This window comes from Streptomyces shenzhenensis, assembly GCF_021462265.1.
GTDB lineage: Bacteria > Actinomycetota > Actinomycetes > Streptomycetales > Streptomycetaceae > Streptomyces > Streptomyces shenzhenensis.
Genome location: NZ_JAJONF010000010.1, coordinates 157,808 through 176,776, shown reverse-complemented (window position 1 = coordinate 176,776; position 18,969 = coordinate 157,808). Strand labels below are relative to the sequence as shown.

Sequence of the window (18,969 nt, the reverse complement as noted above, 5' to 3'; positions counted from 1 at the left end):
GCCCACCGACACCGTCTCCGCCCCGAGGAACATGCCCCATCTCGTCTCCTGAGAGGAGCGCACCATGCCTCCCACCGACGCGAGCGCCGACACAGGCTCCGTCCCGGTGCACCCCGGACCCTCTGGCCACCCCGGTGACCCCGGCCGATGCGGACCCGCCGAGGACATCAGGGACTGTGAGGACACCCTGGACCTCCGCCTGCCCGACGAACTTCTCGCCCCCCTCGCCGGGAAGACGACCGACACCGGCGAACGAGCCCCAGGACTGACCCATGACCGACCCGTTCCCCTCGTCTCGCCCGGCCTGCTCAGCCTCCCGGGCACGCTCGACCTGCTCGACCAGGTCGGCACCTGGGGCCCCGTCGAATGCCCCGTCGGCCTCTTCCACCTGACGCCGGTCCACGTCGAACGCGACCTGCCGATCATCAGCGGCTGGATGAACGACCCCGCCGTGGCCGCCTTCTGGCAGCTGGCCGGCTCACAGGCGCAGACAGCGGACCATCTGCGTGCCCAGCTCACGGGAGACGGACGGAGCGTGCCGTGCCTGGGCGTGCTCGACGGCACCCCGATGAGCTACTGGGAGATCTATCGAGCCGACCTCGACCCGCTCGCGCGCCACTATCCGGCCCGTCCGCACGACACCGGCGTCCACCTCCTCGTCGGCGATGTCGCCGACCGGGGCCGGGGACTGGGGTCCGCCCTGCTCAGAGCCGTGGCCGACCTCGTACTCGACCACCGCCCCGCCTGTGCGCGCGTCGTCGCGGAACCCGATCTTCATAACACCCCCTCCGTGGCCGCCTTCCTCAACGCCGGCTTCCGCTACGCCGCTGAGGTCGACCTGCCGGGCAAACGGGCCGCCCTCATGATCCGGGACCGGTCCCTACGTCATCTGATGTAGCGCTGAGTGATGGCGCGTACACATGTAGTACGAATCGGCGACCGATCGAGTTCCCGGCCGTCCGAAAGAATTTCGACCGGCCCGCCCGGCGGCCCGCCCGTCCCCCTCGGCCTGCCCCTCCCCCCTTGGCCCGTCCGCCCAGGAGCCCCGGCGTGATCTCACCCCCCGTCCCCGGTTTGATCGCCCGGTTGTCGGTGCCGGGTCGTAGGGTGGTCGCGCTATGACGAAGCCCTCACTCCCCGAACTCCTGCATGCCGCTGTCACAGCTGTCGGCGGTACGGAGCGCCCCGGCCAGGTGACCATGGCCGAATCGGTCGCCGAAGCGATCGATGACGGATCCCATCTGCTGGTCCAGGCCGGCACCGGCACCGGAAAGTCACTCGGTTATCTGGTGCCCGCGCTCGCGCACGGGGAGAGGGTCGTCGTGGCGACGGCGACCCTCGCCCTGCAGAGACAGCTCGTCGAGCGGGATCTGCCGCGCACCGTCGACGCCCTGCACCCGCTGCTGCGCCGGCGCCCGGAGTTCGCCATGCTCAAAGGCAGGTCGAACTACCTGTGCCTGCACCGGCTGCACGAGGGCATGCCACAGGACGAGGAGGAGGGCCTCTTCGACCAGTTCGAGGCGGCCGCGCCCACCAGCAAGCTCGGTCAGGACCTGCTGCGGCTGCGGGACTGGGCCGACGAGACGGAGAACGGCGACCGGGACGACCTCACCCCGGGCGTCTCCGACAAGGCCTGGGCCCAGATCTCGGTCTCCTCCCGGGAGTGCCTGGGCGCCTCCAAGTGCGCCTACGGCGCCGAGTGCTTCGCAGAGATGGCCCGTGAGCGCGCCAAGCTCGCCGAGGTGGTCGTCACCAACCACGCCCTGCTCGCGATCGACGCCATCGAGGGCGCCCCGGTACTTCCGCAGCACGAGGTGCTGATCGTGGACGAGGCGCACGAACTGGTCTCCCGGGTCACCGGCGTCGCCACCGGCGAACTCACCCCGGGGCAGGTCAACCGTGCCGTCCGGCGCGCCGCCAGGCTGGTCGACGAGAAGGCCGCCGACCAGCTCCAGACCGCCGCCGAGGGCTTCGAGCGGCTGATGGAGCTGGCTCTGCCGGGGCGCCTGGAGGAGATCCCGGAGGATCTCGGCTACGCCCTTGCGGCGCTCAGGGACGCAGCCCGCACCGTGATCTCCGCGCTCGGTACGACCCGCGACAAGTCGGTCCAGGACGAGGACGCGGTCCGCAAGCAGGCGCTGGCCTCCGTGGAGACCGTGCACGACGTGGCGGAGCGGATCGTGAACGGCTCCGAGTTCGACGTTGTCTGGTACGAACGTCACGACCGCTTCGGTGCCTCACTCCGGGTCGCCCCCATGTCCGTGTCCGGCCTGCTCAGGGAGAAGCTCTTCGCGGACCGCTCGGTCGTGCTCACCTCGGCGACCCTCAAGCTCGGCGGCGATTTCAACGGCGTCGGCGCCTCCCTGGGTCTCGCCCCGGAGGGCACCGAGGGCGACGACTTCCCGAAGTGGAAGGGCGTCGACGTCGGCTCGCCCTTCGACTATCCGCGACAGGGCATCCTCTATGTCGCCAAGCACCTGTCGCGCCCCGCACGGGACGGCGACCGCGCCGACATGCTCGACGAACTGACCGAGCTGATCCAGGCCGCCGGGGGCCGCACCCTCGGCCTCTTCTCCTCGATGCGGGCCGCCCAGCAGGCCGCGGAGGAACTGCGCGTCCGGATCCCCGAGTTCCCGATACTGCTGCAGGGCGAGGAGACCCTCGGCGAACTGATCAAGAACTTCGCGGCGGATCCCAGGACCTGCCTCTTCGGCACGCTGTCGCTCTGGCAGGGCGTCGACGTCCCCGGCCCGAGCTGCCAGCTGGTCGTCATGGACAAGATCCCGTTCCCGCGCCCGGACGATCCGCTGATGAGCGCCCGGCAGAAGGCCGTCGAGGACGCCGGCGGCAACGGTTTCATGGCGGTCGCCGCCACCCACGCCGCGCTCCTGATGGCCCAGGGCGCCGGCCGGCTCGTACGCGCTTCCGGGGACCGCGGCGTGGTCGCCGTACTCGACCAGCGGCTGGCCACCGCGCGGTACGGCGGCTACCTCAAGTCCTCACTGCCCGACTTCTGGTACACCACCGACCGCAACCAGGTCCGCAAGTCGCTGGCGGCGATCGACGCGGCGGCGCGGCAGGCGGAGGCGGAGTGATTCGCGGGCCGGCCTGACCCGCGCCGGTCAGGCCGGCCCGCGATCCAGGCAGGCTGTCGCCGCGATCCGGACAGTGCAGGACCCCGGAACCGGCGCAGGGGTCCCGGGGCCCGATCGGAGGGCGGGCGGAGACGACCGCCCGCCGCAGGCGTCACACGCGCCGCAGCACCGCGACGACCTTGCCCAGGATGGTCGCGTCGTCGCCGGGGATCGGCTCGTAGGCGGCGTTGTGAGGGAGGAGCCAGACATGGCCGTCCTCGCGCTTGAAGCGCTTGACGGTGGCCTCGCCGTCGAGCATGGCGGCGACGATGTCACCGTTCTCGGCGACCGGCTGGCGGCGGACGGTGACCCAGTCACCGTCGCAGATCGCGGCCTCGATCATGGAGTCGCCGACGACCTTGAGCACGAACAGCTCACCGTCACCGACCAGCTGCCGGGGGAGAGGGAAGACGTCCTCGACCGACTCCTCGGCGAGGATCGGCCCACCGGCGGCGATCCGGCCGACCAGCGGGACGTACGACGCGGCGGGCTTGCCGGCGGTGTCCGTGGGCTGCACGGTCACGGCCTGGTCCGAGCCACGCACCTCGTACGCACGCGGACGGTGCGGGTCGCGGCGCAGGAAGCCCTTGCGCTCCAGAGCCATCAGCTGGTGCGCCACCGAGGACGTGCTCGACAGACCGACGGCCTGGCCGATCTCCCGCATCGACGGCGGGTAGCCGCGCCGCTGCACCGAGTCCCGGATCACCTCGATCACCCGTCGCTGCCGATCGGTCAGGCCCGAGCTGTCCGCCCGGATGCCTGGAGGTCGGCCCGGCAGGGAACGCTTGAGTCCCTCGGGATTCACGGCTTCGTTCATGGCATGCACCGGGTCGAGTCGGCCCTGGGAGCGGTCCTGGGCGGTGATGGTGGCACTGTCTGCGGTCGTGGTCACGTCGGCCCCTCTCGATGGTCTCCCTGCTGGACAACGGTAGTTGCTTTCGAAAGGTTGCGCCAAACACACGTTCGAGTGAAAAAACGCGGTTTGCCCTACGTGATCTCATGTCTGGCTGTATGGCTCAAGCGGTACCCGGCGGGCAAAAGGGCCCATTGCTGTACTCTTCACCGCCGGGCCGATGACCTTGTGGGTGCACCCAGTGTGCCATCCGGACCGCCGCCGACCGGGATGTCCGTCCCCATCTGCGCCTGAGTCGCACGTGACCTCCGTGCGGCGCTCACCGTATCTCCGTATTCGCCGTAGCGGTACGTGTGCGACACGCGCAACCTAGTGATGTATCAGCCAATCACCACATCTAGTGGTTGGATTGCTACTGCAGCCCACAAGTTGTGGTCCCCCGGGTCCCCGGTCTCTCAGAGATCGCCTATGCTTGGGGCTGCTTCGAGGGGCCCGTGTGGTCCAGCGAGGCTATTGAGTCTGCTGTGAGGAGGGTTGGAGATCATGCACTGCCCCTTCTGCAGGCACCCCGACAGCCGTGTGGTCGACAGCCGTACGACCGACGACGGCACGTCGATCCGCAGGCGCCGCCAGTGTCCGGACTGCTCCCGTCGTTTCACGACCGTGGAGACGTGCTCGCTCATGGTGGTCAAGCGGTCCGGGGTCACCGAGCCGTTCAGTCGTACGAAGGTCATCAACGGTGTGCGCAAGGCATGCCAGGGGCGGCCTGTCACCGAGGACGCGCTCGCCCAGCTCGGCCAGCGGGTCGAGGAGGCGGTGCGGGCCACCGGAAGCGCCGAGCTGACCACCCACGACGTGGGACTGGCCATACTCGGCCCGTTGCAGGAGCTCGACCTGGTCGCCTACCTGCGGTTCGCCTCGGTCTACCGGGCGTTCGACTCGCTTGAGGACTTCGAGACCGCGATCGCGGAGCTCAGGCAGGCCGCGCAGGATCCCGCGGACGACGAAGACGCGGGAGTGGGGGGCCAGGAGGAAGAGCACGGGCCAGGCGGGGCCGCACAGGCGCCCGCCCCCGTTCACATCGCCGGCTGACGGGCGGACCGGAACCGGGCGGAGGGCCCGGATTCCTGGGGGTCGGACGGCGATCCAGGACTTGTCGCGGGTGGCGGCCGAAGGTGCCCGCGACGCGAACACAGAACAGTGTGTCACGGGAACATCGTGGCATTTCAGGGCGTTTTAGCCCGTACCAGGGAGGCGGCATGACAGAGACGGCGAGCGGTCCGGCACGGAGTTCCCGCGCGAAGGCCACCAAGGCCGGCAAGGGACTGCGTATCGAGCGCGTCCACACCACCCCCGGCGTACACCCGTACGACGAGGTGAGCTGGGAGCGCCGTGACGTCGTCATGACCAACTGGCGCGACGGCTCGGTCAACTTCGAGCAGCGTGGCGTCGAGTTCCCCGACTTCTGGTCGGTGAACGCGGTCAACATCGTCACCAGCAAGTACTTCCGCGGTGCCGTGGGCACCCCGCAGCGCGAGACCGGCCTCAGGCAGCTGATCGACCGCATCGTGAAGACGTACCGGAAGGCCGGTGAGGACCACAAGTACTTCGCCTCGCCCGCCGACGCCGAGATCTTCGAGCACGAGTTGGCGTACGCCCTCCTGCACCAGATCTTCAGCTTCAACAGCCCCGTGTGGTTCAACGTGGGCACCCCGCAGCCCCAGCAGGTCTCCGCCTGCTTCATCCTGTCCGTCGACGACTCCATGGAGTCGATCCTCGACTGGTACAAGGAAGAGGGCATGATCTTCAAGGGCGGTTCCGGCGCCGGCCTGAACCTCTCCCGGATCCGCTCCTCCAAGGAGCTGCTCTCCTCCGGCGGCAACGCCTCCGGCCCGGTCTCCTTCATGCGCGGCGCCGACGCCTCCGCCGGCACCATCAAGTCCGGTGGCGCCACCCGCCGCGCCGCCAAGATGGTCATCCTCGACGTCGACCACCCCGACATCGAGGACTTCATCGAGACCAAGGTCAAGGAGGAGGAGAAGATCCGCGCCCTCCGTGACGCGGGCTTCGACATGGACCTGGGCGGCGAGGACATCACCTCCGTCCAGTACCAGAACGCCAACAACTCGGTCCGCGTGAACGACGAGTTCATGAAGTCGGTCGAGCAGGGCGGCCGGTTCGGTCTGCGTGCCCGGATGACCGGCGAGGTCATCGAAGAGGTCGAGGCCAAGAGCCTGTTCCGCAAGATGGCCGAGGCGGCCTGGGCCTGTGCCGATCCGGGCATCCAGTACGACGACACCATCAACCACTGGCACACCTGCCCGGAGTCCGGCCGGATCAACGGCTCGAACCCCTGCAGCGAGTACATGCACCTGGACAACACGTCCTGCAACCTCGCCTCGCTGAACCTGATGAAGTTCCTCAAGGACGACGGCAAGGGCACCCAGTCCTTCGACGTCGACCGCTTCAGCAAGGTCGTGGAGCTGGTCATCACCGCGATGGACATCTCCATCTGCTTCGCGGACTTCCCGACCCAGAAGATCGGCGAGAACACCCGCGCCTTCCGCCAGCTCGGCATCGGCTACGCCAACCTCGGCGCCCTGCTGATGGCGACCGGCCACGCCTACGACTCCGACGGCGGCCGTGCCCTCGCCGGTGCCATCACCTCCCTGATGACCAGTACCGCCTACAAGCGCTCCGCCGAGCTCGCCGCGGTCGTCGGCCCGTACGACGGCTACGCCCGCAACGCCGACGCCCACAACCGCGTCATGAAGCAGCACGCCGACGCCAACACCGTGGCCGTCCGCATGGACGACCTGGACACCCCGGTCTGGGCCGCCGCCACGGAGGCCTGGCAGGACGTGGTGCGCCTCGGTGAGAAGAACGGTTTCCGTAACTCCCAGGCGTCCGTCCTCGCCCCCACCGGCACCATCGGTCTCGCGATGTCCTGCGACACCACCGGCGTCGAGCCCGACCTGGCCCTGGTCAAGTTCAAGAAGCTGGTCGGCGGCGGCTCGATGCAGATCGTCAACGGCACGGTCCCGCAGGCCCTGCGCCGCCTGGGCTACCAGGAGGAGCAGATCGAGGCGATCGTCGCCCACATCGCCGAGAACGGCAACGTGATCGACGCCCCCGGCCTCAAGCACGAGCACTACGAGGTCTTCGACTGCGCCATGGGCGAGCGGGCCATCTCCCCGATGGGCCACGTCCGCATGATGGCCGCGATCCAGCCCTGGATCTCCGGTGCCATCTCCAAGACGGTCAACATGCCGGAGACGGCGACCGTCGAGGAAGTCGAGGAGATCTACTTCGAGGCCTGGAAGCTCGGCGTCAAGGCACTCGCGATCTACCGCGACAACTGCAAGGTCGGCCAGCCCCTCTCCGCCAAGACCAAGGAGAAGGAGAAGACGGAGATCGCCGAGAAGACCGAGGCGACCATCCGTGAGACGGTCGAGAAGGTCATCGAGTACCGCCCGGTCCGCAAGCGCCTCCCGAAGGGTCGTCCCGGCATCACCACGTCCTTCACCGTCGGCGGTGCCGAGGGCTACATGACGGCCAACTCCTACCCGGACGACGGCCTGGGTGAGGTCTTCCTGAAGATGTCCAAGCAGGGCTCGACCCTCGCGGGCATGATGGACGCCTTCTCCATCGCGGTCTCCGTCGGCCTCCAGTACGGCGTCCCGCTGGAGACGTACGTCTCGAAGTTCACCAACATGCGCTTCGAGCCGGCCGGCATGACGGACGACCCGGACGTGCGGATGGCGCAGTCGATCGTCGACTACATCTTCCGCCGCCTGGCGCTGGACTTCCTGCCGTTCGAGACGCGTTCCGCGCTCGGCATCCACTCCGCCGAGGAGCGTCAGCGGCACCTGGAGACCGGTTCGTACGAGCCGTCCCTCGACGATGACGAGGTCGACGTCGAGGGTCTGGCCCAGTCGGCGCCGCGTGCCCAGGAGCTGAAGGCCGTGGCCGCCCCCAAGATCGAGGCGGCCAAGCCCGCCCCGAGGCAGGCGCACACCAGCGCCGAACTGGTGGAGATGCAGCTGGGGATCCAGGCCGACGCCCCGCTCTGCTTCTCCTGCGGCACGAAGATGCAGCGGGCCGGCTCCTGCTACATCTGCGAGGGCTGCGGCTCGACCAGCGGCTGCAGCTGACCGGTCGATGTGACATGAGGTGAGGGGCGCCGGCCGTGGCCGGCGCCCCTCACCGTGTGCCCGCTCCGGGCGGTCGTTCGCCGTCAGGGGCGGCCGAGCGCACCCATCTCCCGGGTGAAGACCACCGGGTCGTCCTCGAAGCCGTGCAGGCCGGGCCGGAAGCCCCAGTCACCGGACCCGTCGCGCACGAACTCCGCGACGGTGGCCGCCGTCGCCCCGAGGACCGTGCCGAAGTCGTCCTCGGCCAGTACGTTGTAGCCCTCCCGGACACGGACGGCCGGGTTCAGGACATTCACGAACGTCCGGTGCGTGGGCCGCTGCTGGATGACGACTCCGACGACCACGCGCGCGTACCGGCTGTCGAGCCGGTTCAGTTCGAGTGTCATCACCTCGTCCCAGCCGAAGCCCTTGCCGTCCGTGCTGTCCCGGTTGAGAAAGATCGTGCCGTCGGGCGAACGGCTGTCGAAGTGCACCAGATAGGCCGGAGTCCCGTACGGGTCAACCGTCGTGTACGTACCGGCGATGACGTCGAGATCGGTGGGCGGCTGCCCGGAAGGGCTCGGATCCCACTTCACCGCGACCTCGACCTTGCGGATCGCCTTGCTGAAACCGCTCACCACGCGTCCCCTTCCCCCTAGAGGTCACTGCCCCAACTGATGTTCTGCCAAGCCTCTTTGCCCATCGTGCCATGCGCGCGGGGGCGCACGCGCGGGTGATCTCTGCCGGAGCGTGACCGACGCCACGCCCCATGGCCTTACGATGGCGCGGTGCTGGTCAAGTGGATTCGCTGCACCGTGGTTGACCGCCGCGGCTTCGAGCGGGGGCAGCGGAAATGGGCGGGGCTTCTGGGGGAGCCGGGATTTCGGGGACAGGGCGGGGGCTGGAGTCGACAGCGACCTGGAGTGGCGCACATCTTCGCCTTCTGGGAGAGCCGTGCCTTCTACGACTCCTTCATGGCGCGTTCGCACGACCGCCTGGCCGCGTCCCAGTCCGGGACGTACAAGAACCAGCAGGTCAAGCTGTTCGAGTACCGGTTCGACGTGAAGACCGGCTTCGAACCGCGGTTCACGGACAGCGACCTGGTCCGGGTCGCCCTGTGCCGGGTGCACGAGGAGCGCGTCGAGCACTTCACGCTGATGCAGGAGAAGGTCTGGAACCCGGCGATGGCCGGCTCGCCCGGCATGATCCGCGGCATGTTCGCGGAGGCCCCGGAGCACGAGTTCATGATTCTTTCGATGTGGCGGGCGGCAGCCGAGCACGGCAAGTACCGCACCGAACGGGTGGAGCGGCTGGCGTTGCGCGCCCAGACGGAGGCCGACATCGCGGCCCTCACGGGAGACATCGTGGAGCTGGAACCGAGCTGGATCGTTTGAAAATCAAACCCATAATTTTGTGTGACCTGCGCTGTATGAGGCCCCTCCGAGTGCTCCACTTTCCGCCACTCGATCTAGGGTTTTGGCATGGCACGACCACGGCGCATCGTCCTTGTCCGGCACGGCGAGTCAACCGGCAATGTCGACGACTCCGTGTATGAGCGGCAACCAGACCACGCGCTGGCCCTGACCGAGCGGGGCTGGCGGCAGGCTGAGGAGACCGGGAAGCGCATCCGGGAGATCTTCGGCCAGGAGCGCGTCAGCGTGTACGTCTCTCCCTACCGCCGTACGCACGAGACCCTCCGCGCCTTCCACCTCGACCCGGATCTCATACGCGTGCGCGAGGAGCCCCGGCTGCGTGAGCAGGACTGGGGAAACTGGCAGGACCGCGACGACGTGCGCCTGCAGAAGGCGTACCGGGACGCGTACGGGCACTTCTTCTTCCGCTTCCCGCAGGGGGAGTCCGGGGCCGACGTGTACGACCGCGTCGGCGGCTTCCTGGAGAGCCTGTTCCGCAGCTTCGAGGCGCCGGACCACCCGCCCAACGTGCTCCTGGTGACCCATGGCCTGGCGATGCGGCTGTTCTGCATGCGCTGGTTCCACTGGACGGTCGCGGAGTTCGAGTCGCTCTCCAATCCCGGGAACGCCGAGATGCGGATGCTCGTCCTCGGGGACGACGGCAAGTACACGCTCAACCAGCCCTTCGACCGCTGGCGGGACCCGGAGCCCTACTGGATGAGCGGTTAGGCTGACCGCGATGACCTCCTTCACTGATTCCCCGACCCCAGGGCGCCTGGAGCGCGCCCTGGCCAGCCTGCGCGGACTCGCCGTCGGCGACGCGCTGGGCTCGCAGTTCTTCGTGCCGGAGAACTATCCGCTGCTGAAGCGGCGGGAGCTGCCCGCGGCCCCCTGGCAGTGGACCGACGACACCGAGATGGCCTGCTCCGTCGTCGCGGTCCTGGCCGCCCACCACCGCGTCGACCAGGACGCGCTGGCCCACTCCTTCGCCGCGCACCACGACTTCGACCGGGGCTACGGCCCCGCCGTCAACCGCCTGCTGCGTCTCGTCCGGGAGGGCGGCGACTGGCGCGAGCTGGCCGCCGGGCTCTTCGACGGGCAGGGATCCTGGGGCAACGGCGCGGCGATGCGGATCGCGCCCCTGGGCGCCTGGTACGCGGACGATCCGGAGCAGGCCACCCATCAGGCAGAGATCTCGGCCTACCCCACGCATCAGCACCGGGAGGCCGTGGCCGGTGCCATGGCCGTGGCGGCCGCAGCGGCGCTGGCGGCCGCGCCCGGCGGCCCGCCGAGCCCCGGGGCATTCCTGGACGGGGTCCTCGCTCTCGTCCCCAGGAGCGCGGTCGGCCAGGGCCTGCGACGCGCCCGCGACATGCTCGACTACGACGACGCGGGCACCGTCGCGGCCGTCCTGGGCTGCGGACGCCGTACGACCGCCCAGGACACCGTCCCCTTCGCCCTCTGGTCGGCGGCACGTGCCCTCGGTGACTACGAGACGGCCTTCTGGGCGACTGCACAGGTGGGCGGCGATGTGGACACCACCTGCGCCATCGTGGGCGGCGTGCTCGCGGGCGGCGCGGCGGGGGCGCTGCCGGCCGCATGGGAGGAGCGGACGGAGGCGCTGCCGGAATGGGTACCGACGGGCGCGGGGGCGGTGGCGGGGCGGGGATCGGCGTCGGCGGGTTGACGGCGGAGGCCGGGCGCGGAACCTTTGCGGCGACGACGCGGCTCGGCGACTCTTCGGGCTGGCTGGTGCGGAACCTCGCGAGGCCGCGCCGTCGACGAGGGCGCCGGGGGCGCCGGGGGCGCCGGAGGCACGCGAGGGGACCGGCGTCGCCGTCTTCCGGCGGGCGCGGTTTGTGCAGGCCGCCGAAGCGCGCCGGGGCGTAGCCGTGTCGGCCCGAGAACCGCCGGGGCTTCTGTGAACCCGGCGGTCCATATGGGGAACTTTCCGTGGTCGACGGGAACTCTGCGTGACATTCGGGTGTTTTCCCGGTAGCCGCCCCGCTCTGCGTATGTACCGGAAGGCGGGCGGGAGGCGTCGTCGCGGGGGAGGTGCGGGGCCGTGAGGGTGGAGCCGGTTCTTCTGGTGTTGTGCGCCGGGCTGATGCTCGCGGCGCCGACGGTCGCGATGCGGATGGCCGGGCCTCTGCCTCTGCCTCTGCCGTCTGTCCCCTGGCAGAGGTCCGGCCGTCCGCGGCGCTGCGCGGACCCGGTGGGGTCAGCCCACCCCCGGGCCGGCCGTGCCCGCGAGGGCTTCGAGGTCGCTCTTGCGGACCTTGATCACCAGCCAGGCGGTGAGCAGGCCGAGCCCGGCCATGACAGCGGCGGGGACGAACGCGGTCGAGATGCCGTGCGCAAGCACCTCGTGCCCCCAGGGCGCGGGCAGCTGATGAGACTTGGCGAACTCCGCCTTCTGCTCCGGCGAACCACCGGCCAGGAACTTCGGCAGCTGCTTCTTCGCCTCGTCCTTGCTGGCCGAGCCGAACACCGTGGTCAGGATGGACAGACCCAGCGAACCGCCCACCTGCTGCATGGCGTTGAGCAGCCCGGAAGCTGCCCCGGCCTCGTGCTGGGCGACACCGGAGACCGCGGTGACCGTCGCCGTCACGAAGTTCAGCCCCATACCGAAGCCGAAGATCAGCATGGGTCCGAGCACTCCGCTGACATAGGAGCTGTCGGGTTTGATGAACGTCTGCCAGGTCAGTCCGACGACCACGAGCGCCGAACCGGCCATCATGAACGGCTTGGGACCCAGGACGGGCAGGAACCGCTGTGAGAGCCCGGCGCCGACGGCGATGGCCACTGTCACGGGCAGGAACGCCAGACCGGCCCTGATCGGGCTGTAACCCAGCACGTTCTGCACGAACAGCACGATGTAGAAGAACATGCCGAACATCGCCGCGGCCAGGCTGAGCATGATCACGTAAGTGCCGGCGCGGTTGCGGTCGGCGAACATTCTCAGCGGTGTGATGGGCTCTTTCGCCCGGGTCTCGATGAAGACGAAGGCCAGCAGAAGCACCACCGCGGCGGCGAACGACCCGACGGTCAGGCCGTCGCGCCAGCCGTCCTCCGAGGCCCGGATGAAGCCGTACACCAGGGAGGCCATGCCGAGGGTGGAGGTGAGCGCGCCCGCGATGTCGAACCGGCCGGGATGCCGTTCGGACTCGTTGATGTACTGCGGGGTGAGGGCGACGATCAGCAGTCCGATCGGTACGTTGACGAAGAACACCCAGCGCCAGTCGAGCCAGTCGGTGAGCATGCCGCCCGCCAGCAGGCCGATGGCCCCACCGCCCGCGGAGACCGCCGCGAACACTCCGAACGCCCGGTTCCGCTCCGGACCTTCGGGGAATGTCGTGGTGATCAGCGCCAGCGAGGTCGGCGACGCGATCGCGCCCCCCATGCCCTGGAGGGCGCGGGCGGCGAGCAGCTGCCAGGGTTCCTGGGCGAGACCACCGAGGAGCGAGGCGAAGGTGAACAGCAGAATGCCGGTCATGAACACCCGGCGCCGGCCGAGGATGTCACCGGCCCGCGCACCGAGGAGCAGCAGGCCGCCGAAGGTGAGGGTGTAGGCGCTGACCACCCACGTGAGATCGGTGGTGCTGAACTTGAGCGCGTCTTGAATGTGCGGGAGCGCGATGTTCACAATCGTCGCGTCGAGTACCACCATGAGCTGGCAGGCGGCAATCACGGTGAGCGCGATGCCGGGGCGCCCCTGCCGACGGGCCGCACCCGGTTTCTGGTCCGGTATCAGTTGAGAGGTTGTCACTATGGATCCCCCACGAAGGTGTTAGTGAACGCTCGCGTTCACTGTCGTGTCAACGGTAGTGAGTCCCCAGTAGAGAACGCAAGCGTTCACTTAACTCCGCGTCGCGTGTCACGTCCCCCTTCGCCGTCGCGCGCCGCGTCCCCCCGCTCCGGAATTCCTGCTCCCCCTTGCTCGCTGGAGAAACTCAGATGGTTACCTCGCGCTGGACTGCCGCTTCCGCTCAGGCGGCCTCCCCTCGTCGGCGCGGTGCGGTCCTCGAACGCGCGATCCTGGACGCCGCCTTGGAACAGCTCAGCACCGTCGGCTGGAACGGCCTCACCATGGAGGGCGTCGCCGCCGGTGCCCAGACCGGGAAGGCGGCGGTCTATCGCCGCTGGCCCTCCAAGGAAGACCTGGTCGCCGACGCGCTGCAGGCCGGTCTGCCGCGTCTGGAGGAGGCGCCCGACCTTGGAAGTGTGCGCGAAGATCTGTTGGCTCTGTGCCGGCAGGCCCGGGACGCGATGTTCTCGCGCCCCGGCTTCGCACTGCTGTCCGTGATTCACGAATGCGATCCCCTGCAGGTCGCGCGGTTCCACGGCGTGATCTTCGACGGGGTCGTGGGGCCGGCGATCCGGCTGATCGGTGACATCGTCACCCGAGGTGTCGAGCGGGGGGAGGTGCGCGCCGATGCGGCCAACGGGTATGTCCTCGACGCCATTCCGGCGATGATGATGTACCGCAACAAGATTTATGGAAGCGAATGGAGCGACCGCGAGATCGCGGAGATGATCGACCGGTTCATGCTTCCGCTGCTGCTGTCGCACGGGGCGTGAGCAGCGGCTCCGGCGGTCTTTGGCGCGGTCCGGGAAGCCGGGGTGTCGCTCGGGGATCGGTGCGGCGTACCCTAAGGGCGCCATGCCGTACGAACCGCCTACTCACACCGTCGAGCGCTCCCTTCGCGCCACGACCGGAGCCAAGGTCATTGCCGGTGTCGACGAGGTGGGGCGCGGCGCCTGGGCCGGTCCCGTCACCGTCTGTGCCGCGATCACCGGTCTTCGCCGACCCCCTGAGGGCCTCACCGACTCCAAGCTCCTGACCATCAAGCGGCGTACGGAACTTGCCGGCACGCTGCGAGGGTGGGTCACGGCCTACTCCCTGGGGCATGCCTCGCCGGAGGAGATCGACGACCTGGGGATGACCGCCGCACTGCGGCTTGCGGCGGTCCGTGCCCTGGAGGCCCTGCCGGTCCGTCCTGACGCGGTCATCCTCGACGGAAAGCACGACTACCTCGGTGCCCCGTGGCGGGTGCGCACCGTCATCAAGGGTGACCGATCGTGTGTCGCCGTGGCCGCGGCCTCGGTGATCGCCAAAGTTCAGCGCGACAAAATGATGGCCGAACTGGGTATCGACCATGCAGACTTCGGATTTGCGGACAACGCCGGGTACCCGTCGCCCGTGCACAAGGCCGCACTGGAGGAGCGGGGCCCCACCCCGTACCACCGGTTGTCGTGGGCGTATCTTGATGCGCTGCCCCAGTGGCGGCACCTCAAGAAGGTCCGCAGCTGGGCGGAGGGAAGCGTTCCGGAGATCGAGGGTCAGCTCGGCTTCGATTTCTGACGTTCCAGTCGCACTGTTGTGCCACCCGGTTCATGTGACCTGCACCAACGTTTGATAAATATCAGCTCATGCCTCTCATTCCCGAGGAGCCTCAGATTCACGAGAGTGCCCAGGGTCCCCGCGCCACCTCGGCCAGTGGCCGTACCGCGCCGACCCCTCGTCCCGTACCCGGCCCCCGCCCCGCGGCTCCGTCGCGTCCCGGTCGTCCCGGCCCTCTGCGGCCCACGCCGCCGGTGCAGCGCACGCCGCGTGACGTGGCCGCGCCAGGCCAGCCCGGTCCGGCCGTCCCCGCCGCGGCAGCGGCGGCCCCGCAGATCCAGCTGATCCCGGCCTCCGTCGAGAGTGCTCTCGACGCGGCCGAGGAAGCAGTGGACCTGCTCCTCGACTCGGGTCGTGCCCCCGGCGACGTGCTGGTGATCACCACCGGCGCGCAGCACCCGTGGGCCGATCACGAGCTGTCCTTCGGCGAAGCCTCCTACTGGGCCCAGCACGACGCGGGCGACGACGTCTTCTATGCGGACGCCGCCGTCGCTTCCCGTGCCGCGACCCGCGCCGTGGTCGTCGTCGCCCTCAACGGCGGCCCTGACACCGTCGCCGCCGCGGCCCTGCCGCTGGCCCTCTCCCGGGCCGGCGCCCTGCTGATCGTCTGCGGGGACCCGCAGCGCATCAACTCGGTGCTCGGCGCGGGCGTCTGAGCTGTCTCCGGCACCTCTGGGACTCCGGAGGTACCGAAGGAGCCGCAGCATGAGTCGCGGCGGTGACTCGCACAGTGGTGCTTTTGGCGTGCCCGGACGAAGGGCGAGCGCCGCTGCCCGTCGCGGAGCACGGCGCGACCGCCGAGCACGCCGTACGTCATGTCCACAGCGCCGTGCCCGGCGGAGCGAGCCCGGCCGGTGCCCCCTCGCGGGGGCCGGGGTTCAGCGGGCGGCAGCGCGGCGCAGTACCTCGGAGACGGCGCCTCCCGTACGCGGCGGCAGCGGCGGGGCCTCCGACAGGGCGAAGGGTTCGGGAGTCGAGTCGGCGTTGGGCCGCCGCCCGCCGCGGCCCTCGCCGAGCACCTGCCAGCCGTCGTGCGTCAGCGTGATGTACGCCCCGCAGCGCAGGCCGTGCAGTGTGCAGGCGTCCCGCAGCCCCCACATCCAGGCGCCGTCCTCCTCCGTCCAACGCGCGTCCCCCTCGCGGCAGTAGAGCAGCACGGCGGTCCGTACCGGGGTGCGGCGGCGCAGGTCGTGGGGGATGACCCGGCGCAACTGCGCCAGCAGCGCGTTGCGGAACATCCAGCCGTCGGCCGGGGTCGAGCGCCGGCCGAAGGAGGCGCTGGCACAGAGCCGTTCCTCCGGATCGAGGACGGCGACGACCGCGGTGCCCGGGCGGGGGCGATGCCGGGAGTGCAGGCCGCTGACGACCTCGCGTGGGTTGCGCAGCAGCGGTATTCCGGCGTCGGCCCACTCGGCGGGCTCAAGCAGACGACTGGCGGACGCGGCGGACGCGGACGTCAACGAGGCCGCCGAGGACGGAGCGAATCCGAAGGTCACGTTCCTCCCTTCGGCTACGCGCCCACACTGGGGGCGAGATCTGATTCGGGGCCGCGCGCACCGCAGCAAAGCCCAACCGGATCACGGACGAGCCGTGCGGGGAGCGGAACTCAATTGTTCCTGTCGAACTTGGATGCGGCAACGAGCAAATGGGGCCACCGACTGTTATCTGGTGGTGCGTGACTTATATCCCTACCCGATGAGGTGCCCCGCGACCCCTGGGACGTTCGAGCGCGGCACGTCCGTGCGCCGCGCCCCGCGCCGGATTCGGGTCATGGCGGGCCGGGTCAGCCCTGAACAGCGAGGACCAGCGGCAACACCCCCCGTGCCCCGGACCTGAGGAGCAGGCGTGCGGCGACCGCCAGGGTCCAGCCGGTCTCGGTGAAGTCGTCCACCAGCAGGACCGGCCCCTGGACCTCGGACAGAGCGGTGGCGAGGCCAGGCGGCACGGTCAGGTCGCCGTCGAGGGCCTTGAGACGCTGGGCGCTGTTGCTGCGCGAGACCAGTCGCGCCTCGCCCGCGTGCTCCACGGAACCCAGCAGGGGCAGTCTGCCGACCTCCGCGACGCGCGCGCCCAGGGAGTGGATCAGCAGGGGCCTGGAGCGCGAGGCGACGGTGACGACGCCCACGGGGCGTGGCTGTGCCTCGGCCACGCCCGCGGCCCAGCCGCCCGGGCTCTTCGCCCAGTCGGCCAGCACCTCCACCACGGCACGGGCGACATCGTCCGGCACGGGTGCGTCCGCGGCCCGGGGCGCGAGCAGCGGTCGTAGCCGATTGCCCCAGCCGATGTCCGACAGCCGTCCCAAGGCCCGTCCCACCGAAGCCTGTTCACCGGCCGGGATGCGCCCCTTGAGAGAGATGCCGATCGCCGGCAGGCCGGTCGGCCACATCCGGCGCGGCTCCACCTCGACGCCCGCGCGGCCCAGGTCGACCCGTGCGGCGTCCAGCGCGGCAGCGGAGGTGTCGGCCGTGAAGCGTGGCCGCACACAGTTGTCGCAGCGGCCGCAGGGCTTGGCGCCCTCATCGTCCAGCTGGCGCTGCAGAAACTCCATCCGGCAGTCCGGCGTGGCCGCGTAGTCGCGCATGGCCTGCTGCTCGGCCTCGCGCTGCCGCGCCACCCAGGCGTACCGCTGCGCGTCGTACGCCCACGGCTGCCCGGTCGCGATCCAGCCGCCCTTGACCCGGCTGACCGCGCCGTCCACGTCGAGCACCTTCAGCATGGACTCGAGCCGGGAGCGGCGCAGCTCCACCAGCGGCTCCAGCGCGGGCAGCGACATGGGCCCGCCGGCCCTGGAGAGGACGTCCAGGGTGCGGCGCACCAGATCCTCCGAAGGGAAGGCGAGCGAGGCGAAGTAGTCCCAGATCGCCTCGTCCTCCTTCCCCGGCAGCAGCAGCACCTCGGCGTGTTCGACACCGCGGCCCGCACGGCCCACCTGCTGGTAGTAGGCGATGGGGGAGGAGGGCGAGCCCAGGTGCACCACGAACCCGAGATCGGGCTTGTCGAAGCCCATGCCGAGCGCGGAGGTGGCGATCAGCGCCTTGACCCGGTTGCCGAGCAGGTCCTCCTCGGCCTGCTGCCGGTCGGCGTTCTCCGTCTTCCCCGTGTACGACGCCACGGTGTGCCCGCGCTGCCGCAGGAACGCGGTGACCTCCTCGGCGGCGGCCACGGTGAGCGTGTAGACGATGCCGGAACCCGGCAGTTCGTCCAGGCGGTCCGCGAGCCAGGCCATGCGGTGCGCGGCGTCCGGCAGCCGCAGCACATTCAGGCTGAGGCTCTCCCGGTCCAGCGGACCGCGCAGCACCAGCGCGTCCGAGGCGGCACCGGTCCCGAGCTGCTCGGCCACGTCGGCGGTCACGCGCGCATTGGCCGTGGCGGTGGTCGCCAGCACCGGCACGCCCGGCGGCAGGTCGGCCAGCATGGTGCGCAGCCGCCGGTAGTCGGGGCGGAAGTCGTGTCCCCAGTCCGAGATGCAGTGGGCCTCGTCCACGACGAGCAGTCCGGTCGCCGCGGCGAGCCTGGGCAGGACCTGGTCGCGGAAGTCCGGGTTGTTGAGCCGCTCCGGGGACACGAGCAGGACATCGACCTCGCCGGCCCCGATCTCCGCCTGAATCGCCTCCCACTCCTCCGTGTTGGAGGAGTTGATGGTGCGGGCGTGGATGCCGGCCCGGGCCGCGGCCTCCACCTGGTTGCGCATGAGCGCGAGCAGCGGGGAGACGATCACCGTCGGGCCGCTGCCCGAGGCCCGCAGCAATGAGGTCGCCACGAAGTACACCGCGGACTTGCCCCAGCCCGTGCGCTGGACGACCAGGGCCCGGCGCCGGTCCGCGACCAGCGCCTCGATCGCCCGCCACTGGTCCTCGCGCAGCCGGGCGGCGCCCGTGTCGTCCCCGACGAGACGGGCGAGGACGGCGTCCGCCCGGGCCCGGAGTTCCGCGTTGCTCGTGTGCTCCATGCGTCCCATACAACAGGACGGGACCGACAGCCGGGCGAGCCTGTGGATACGGAAGACGGCTTTGTCGTGTCCCTGATTTGACTT

At 69.9% G+C, this 18,969-nt stretch carries 15 protein-coding genes; 10 read left to right on the top strand and 5 right to left on the bottom strand.

The features are described from left to right. Positions 1-64: 64 nt before the first annotated feature. Together LQ326_RS16220 and LQ326_RS16215 are read left to right on the top strand one after the other, a co-directional pair. Positions 65-898: a GNAT family N-acetyltransferase gene (locus tag LQ326_RS16220; protein ID WP_234537193.1), complete on the top strand. Its 834-nt coding sequence runs from the start codon at positions 65-67 to the stop codon at positions 896-898. Between the two features lie 220 nt (positions 899-1,118). After that, positions 1,119-3,095, top strand: a complete 1,977-nt coding sequence (locus tag LQ326_RS16215; protein ID WP_234537191.1) for an ATP-dependent DNA helicase — start codon at positions 1,119-1,121, stop codon at positions 3,093-3,095. Positions 3,096-3,246: 151 nt separating this feature from the next. Here LQ326_RS16215 and lexA read toward each other — a convergent pair whose 3' ends face one another. Continuing rightward, positions 3,247-4,026, bottom strand: a complete 780-nt coding sequence (gene lexA, locus LQ326_RS16210; protein WP_181804556.1) for a transcriptional repressor LexA — start codon at positions 4,024-4,026, stop codon at positions 3,247-3,249. 504 nt (positions 4,027-4,530) lie between these two features. Here lexA and nrdR point away from each other — a divergent pair. Together nrdR and LQ326_RS16200 are read left to right on the top strand one after the other, a co-directional pair. Continuing rightward, complete coding sequence (gene nrdR / locus LQ326_RS16205; protein ID WP_234537188.1) at positions 4,531-5,079, top strand: transcriptional regulator NrdR; 549 nt, start codon at positions 4,531-4,533, stop codon at positions 5,077-5,079. Positions 5,080-5,246: 167 nt separating this feature from the next. Continuing rightward, on the top strand, positions 5,247-8,141 hold the full coding sequence (locus tag LQ326_RS16200; RefSeq protein WP_234537186.1) for a vitamin B12-dependent ribonucleotide reductase: 2,895 nt from the start codon (positions 5,247-5,249) through the stop codon (positions 8,139-8,141). A gap of 83 nt (positions 8,142-8,224) precedes the next feature. On the opposite strand, the gene LQ326_RS16195 is transcribed toward LQ326_RS16200, so the two are convergent. Continuing rightward, the gene (locus LQ326_RS16195; RefSeq protein ID WP_234537184.1) at positions 8,225-8,758 is read right to left on the bottom strand and encodes a TerD family protein; all 534 of its coding nucleotides are present in this window, start codon (positions 8,756-8,758) and stop codon (positions 8,225-8,227) included. Between the two features lie 150 nt (positions 8,759-8,908). Here LQ326_RS16195 and LQ326_RS16190 point away from each other — a divergent pair, with 150 nt between their 5' ends. The 3 genes from LQ326_RS16190 (at position 8,909) to LQ326_RS16180 (ending at position 11,219) form a co-directional block, all read left to right on the top strand. After that, positions 8,909-9,514 carry a YdbC family protein gene (locus LQ326_RS16190; RefSeq protein WP_234537182.1) on the top strand — a complete coding sequence of 202 codons (606 nt, stop codon included), beginning with the start codon at positions 8,909-8,911 and terminating at the stop codon, positions 9,512-9,514. 87 nt (positions 9,515-9,601) lie between these two features. Next, positions 9,602-10,261, top strand: coding sequence for a histidine phosphatase family protein (locus LQ326_RS16185; RefSeq protein WP_234537180.1), 660 nt, complete (start codon positions 9,602-9,604; stop codon positions 10,259-10,261). A gap of 10 nt (positions 10,262-10,271) precedes the next feature. After that, positions 10,272-11,219 (top strand): ADP-ribosylglycohydrolase family protein, encoded by a 948-nt coding sequence (locus LQ326_RS16180; RefSeq protein ID WP_234537178.1) that lies wholly within the window; start codon positions 10,272-10,274, stop codon positions 11,217-11,219. A 534-nt stretch (positions 11,220-11,753) separates the two neighbouring features. Here the strand turns inward: LQ326_RS16180 and LQ326_RS16175 are convergent. Beyond that, the gene (locus tag LQ326_RS16175; RefSeq protein WP_234537175.1) at positions 11,754-13,301 is read right to left on the bottom strand and encodes an MFS transporter; all 1,548 of its coding nucleotides are present in this window, start codon (positions 13,299-13,301) and stop codon (positions 11,754-11,756) included. 188 nt (positions 13,302-13,489) lie between these two features. Between LQ326_RS16175 and LQ326_RS16170 the strand changes: the two genes are divergently transcribed. The 3 genes from LQ326_RS16170 (at position 13,490) to LQ326_RS16160 (ending at position 15,592) form a co-directional block, all read left to right on the top strand. Then, complete coding sequence (locus tag LQ326_RS16170) at positions 13,490-14,113, top strand: TetR/AcrR family transcriptional regulator (RefSeq protein WP_234537173.1); 624 nt, start codon at positions 13,490-13,492, stop codon at positions 14,111-14,113. Positions 14,114-14,195: 82 nt separating this feature from the next. After that, entirely contained in the window at positions 14,196-14,897 is a 702-nt protein-coding gene (gene rnhB, locus LQ326_RS16165) for a ribonuclease HII (protein WP_234537170.1), read from the top strand. Between the two features lie 68 nt (positions 14,898-14,965). Further along, on the top strand, positions 14,966-15,592 hold the full coding sequence (locus tag LQ326_RS16160) for a hypothetical protein (protein WP_234537168.1): 627 nt from the start codon (positions 14,966-14,968) through the stop codon (positions 15,590-15,592). A gap of 222 nt (positions 15,593-15,814) precedes the next feature. Here LQ326_RS16160 and LQ326_RS16155 read toward each other — a convergent pair whose 3' ends face one another. Continuing rightward, positions 15,815-16,432 (bottom strand): hypothetical protein, encoded by a 618-nt coding sequence (locus tag LQ326_RS16155; RefSeq protein ID WP_234537166.1) that lies wholly within the window; start codon positions 16,430-16,432, stop codon positions 15,815-15,817. A 287-nt stretch (positions 16,433-16,719) separates the two neighbouring features. Beyond that, positions 16,720-18,885 (bottom strand): RecQ family ATP-dependent DNA helicase, encoded by a 2,166-nt coding sequence (locus tag LQ326_RS16150; RefSeq protein WP_234537164.1) that lies wholly within the window; start codon positions 18,883-18,885, stop codon positions 16,720-16,722. Positions 18,886-18,969: the final 84 nt, after the last annotated feature.

Bases quoted from the DNA above. Each gene is read 5' to 3' on its own strand.
- rnhB (WP_234537170.1), top strand. From the start codon at position 14,196: ATGCCGTACGAACCGCCTACTCACACCGTCGAGCGCTCCCTTCGCGCC.
- LQ326_RS16160 (WP_234537168.1), top strand. From the start codon at position 14,966: ATGCCTCTCATTCCCGAGGAGCCTCAGATTCACGAGAGTGCCCAGGGT.
- nrdR (WP_234537188.1), top strand. From the start codon at position 4,531: ATGCACTGCCCCTTCTGCAGGCACCCCGACAGCCGTGTGGTCGACAGC.
- LQ326_RS16220 (WP_234537193.1), top strand. From the start codon at position 65: ATGCCTCCCACCGACGCGAGCGCCGACACAGGCTCCGTCCCGGTGCAC.
- LQ326_RS16215 (WP_234537191.1), top strand. From the start codon at position 1,119: ATGACGAAGCCCTCACTCCCCGAACTCCTGCATGCCGCTGTCACAGCT.
- LQ326_RS16170 (WP_234537173.1), top strand. From the start codon at position 13,490: ATGGTTACCTCGCGCTGGACTGCCGCTTCCGCTCAGGCGGCCTCCCCT.
- LQ326_RS16185 (WP_234537180.1), top strand. From the start codon at position 9,602: ATGGCACGACCACGGCGCATCGTCCTTGTCCGGCACGGCGAGTCAACC.
- LQ326_RS16180 (WP_234537178.1), top strand. From the start codon at position 10,272: ATGACCTCCTTCACTGATTCCCCGACCCCAGGGCGCCTGGAGCGCGCC.
- LQ326_RS16150 (WP_234537164.1), bottom strand. From the start codon at position 18,885: ATGGAGCACACGAGCAACGCGGAACTCCGGGCCCGGGCGGACGCCGTC.
- LQ326_RS16200 (WP_234537186.1), top strand. From the start codon at position 5,247: ATGACAGAGACGGCGAGCGGTCCGGCACGGAGTTCCCGCGCGAAGGCC.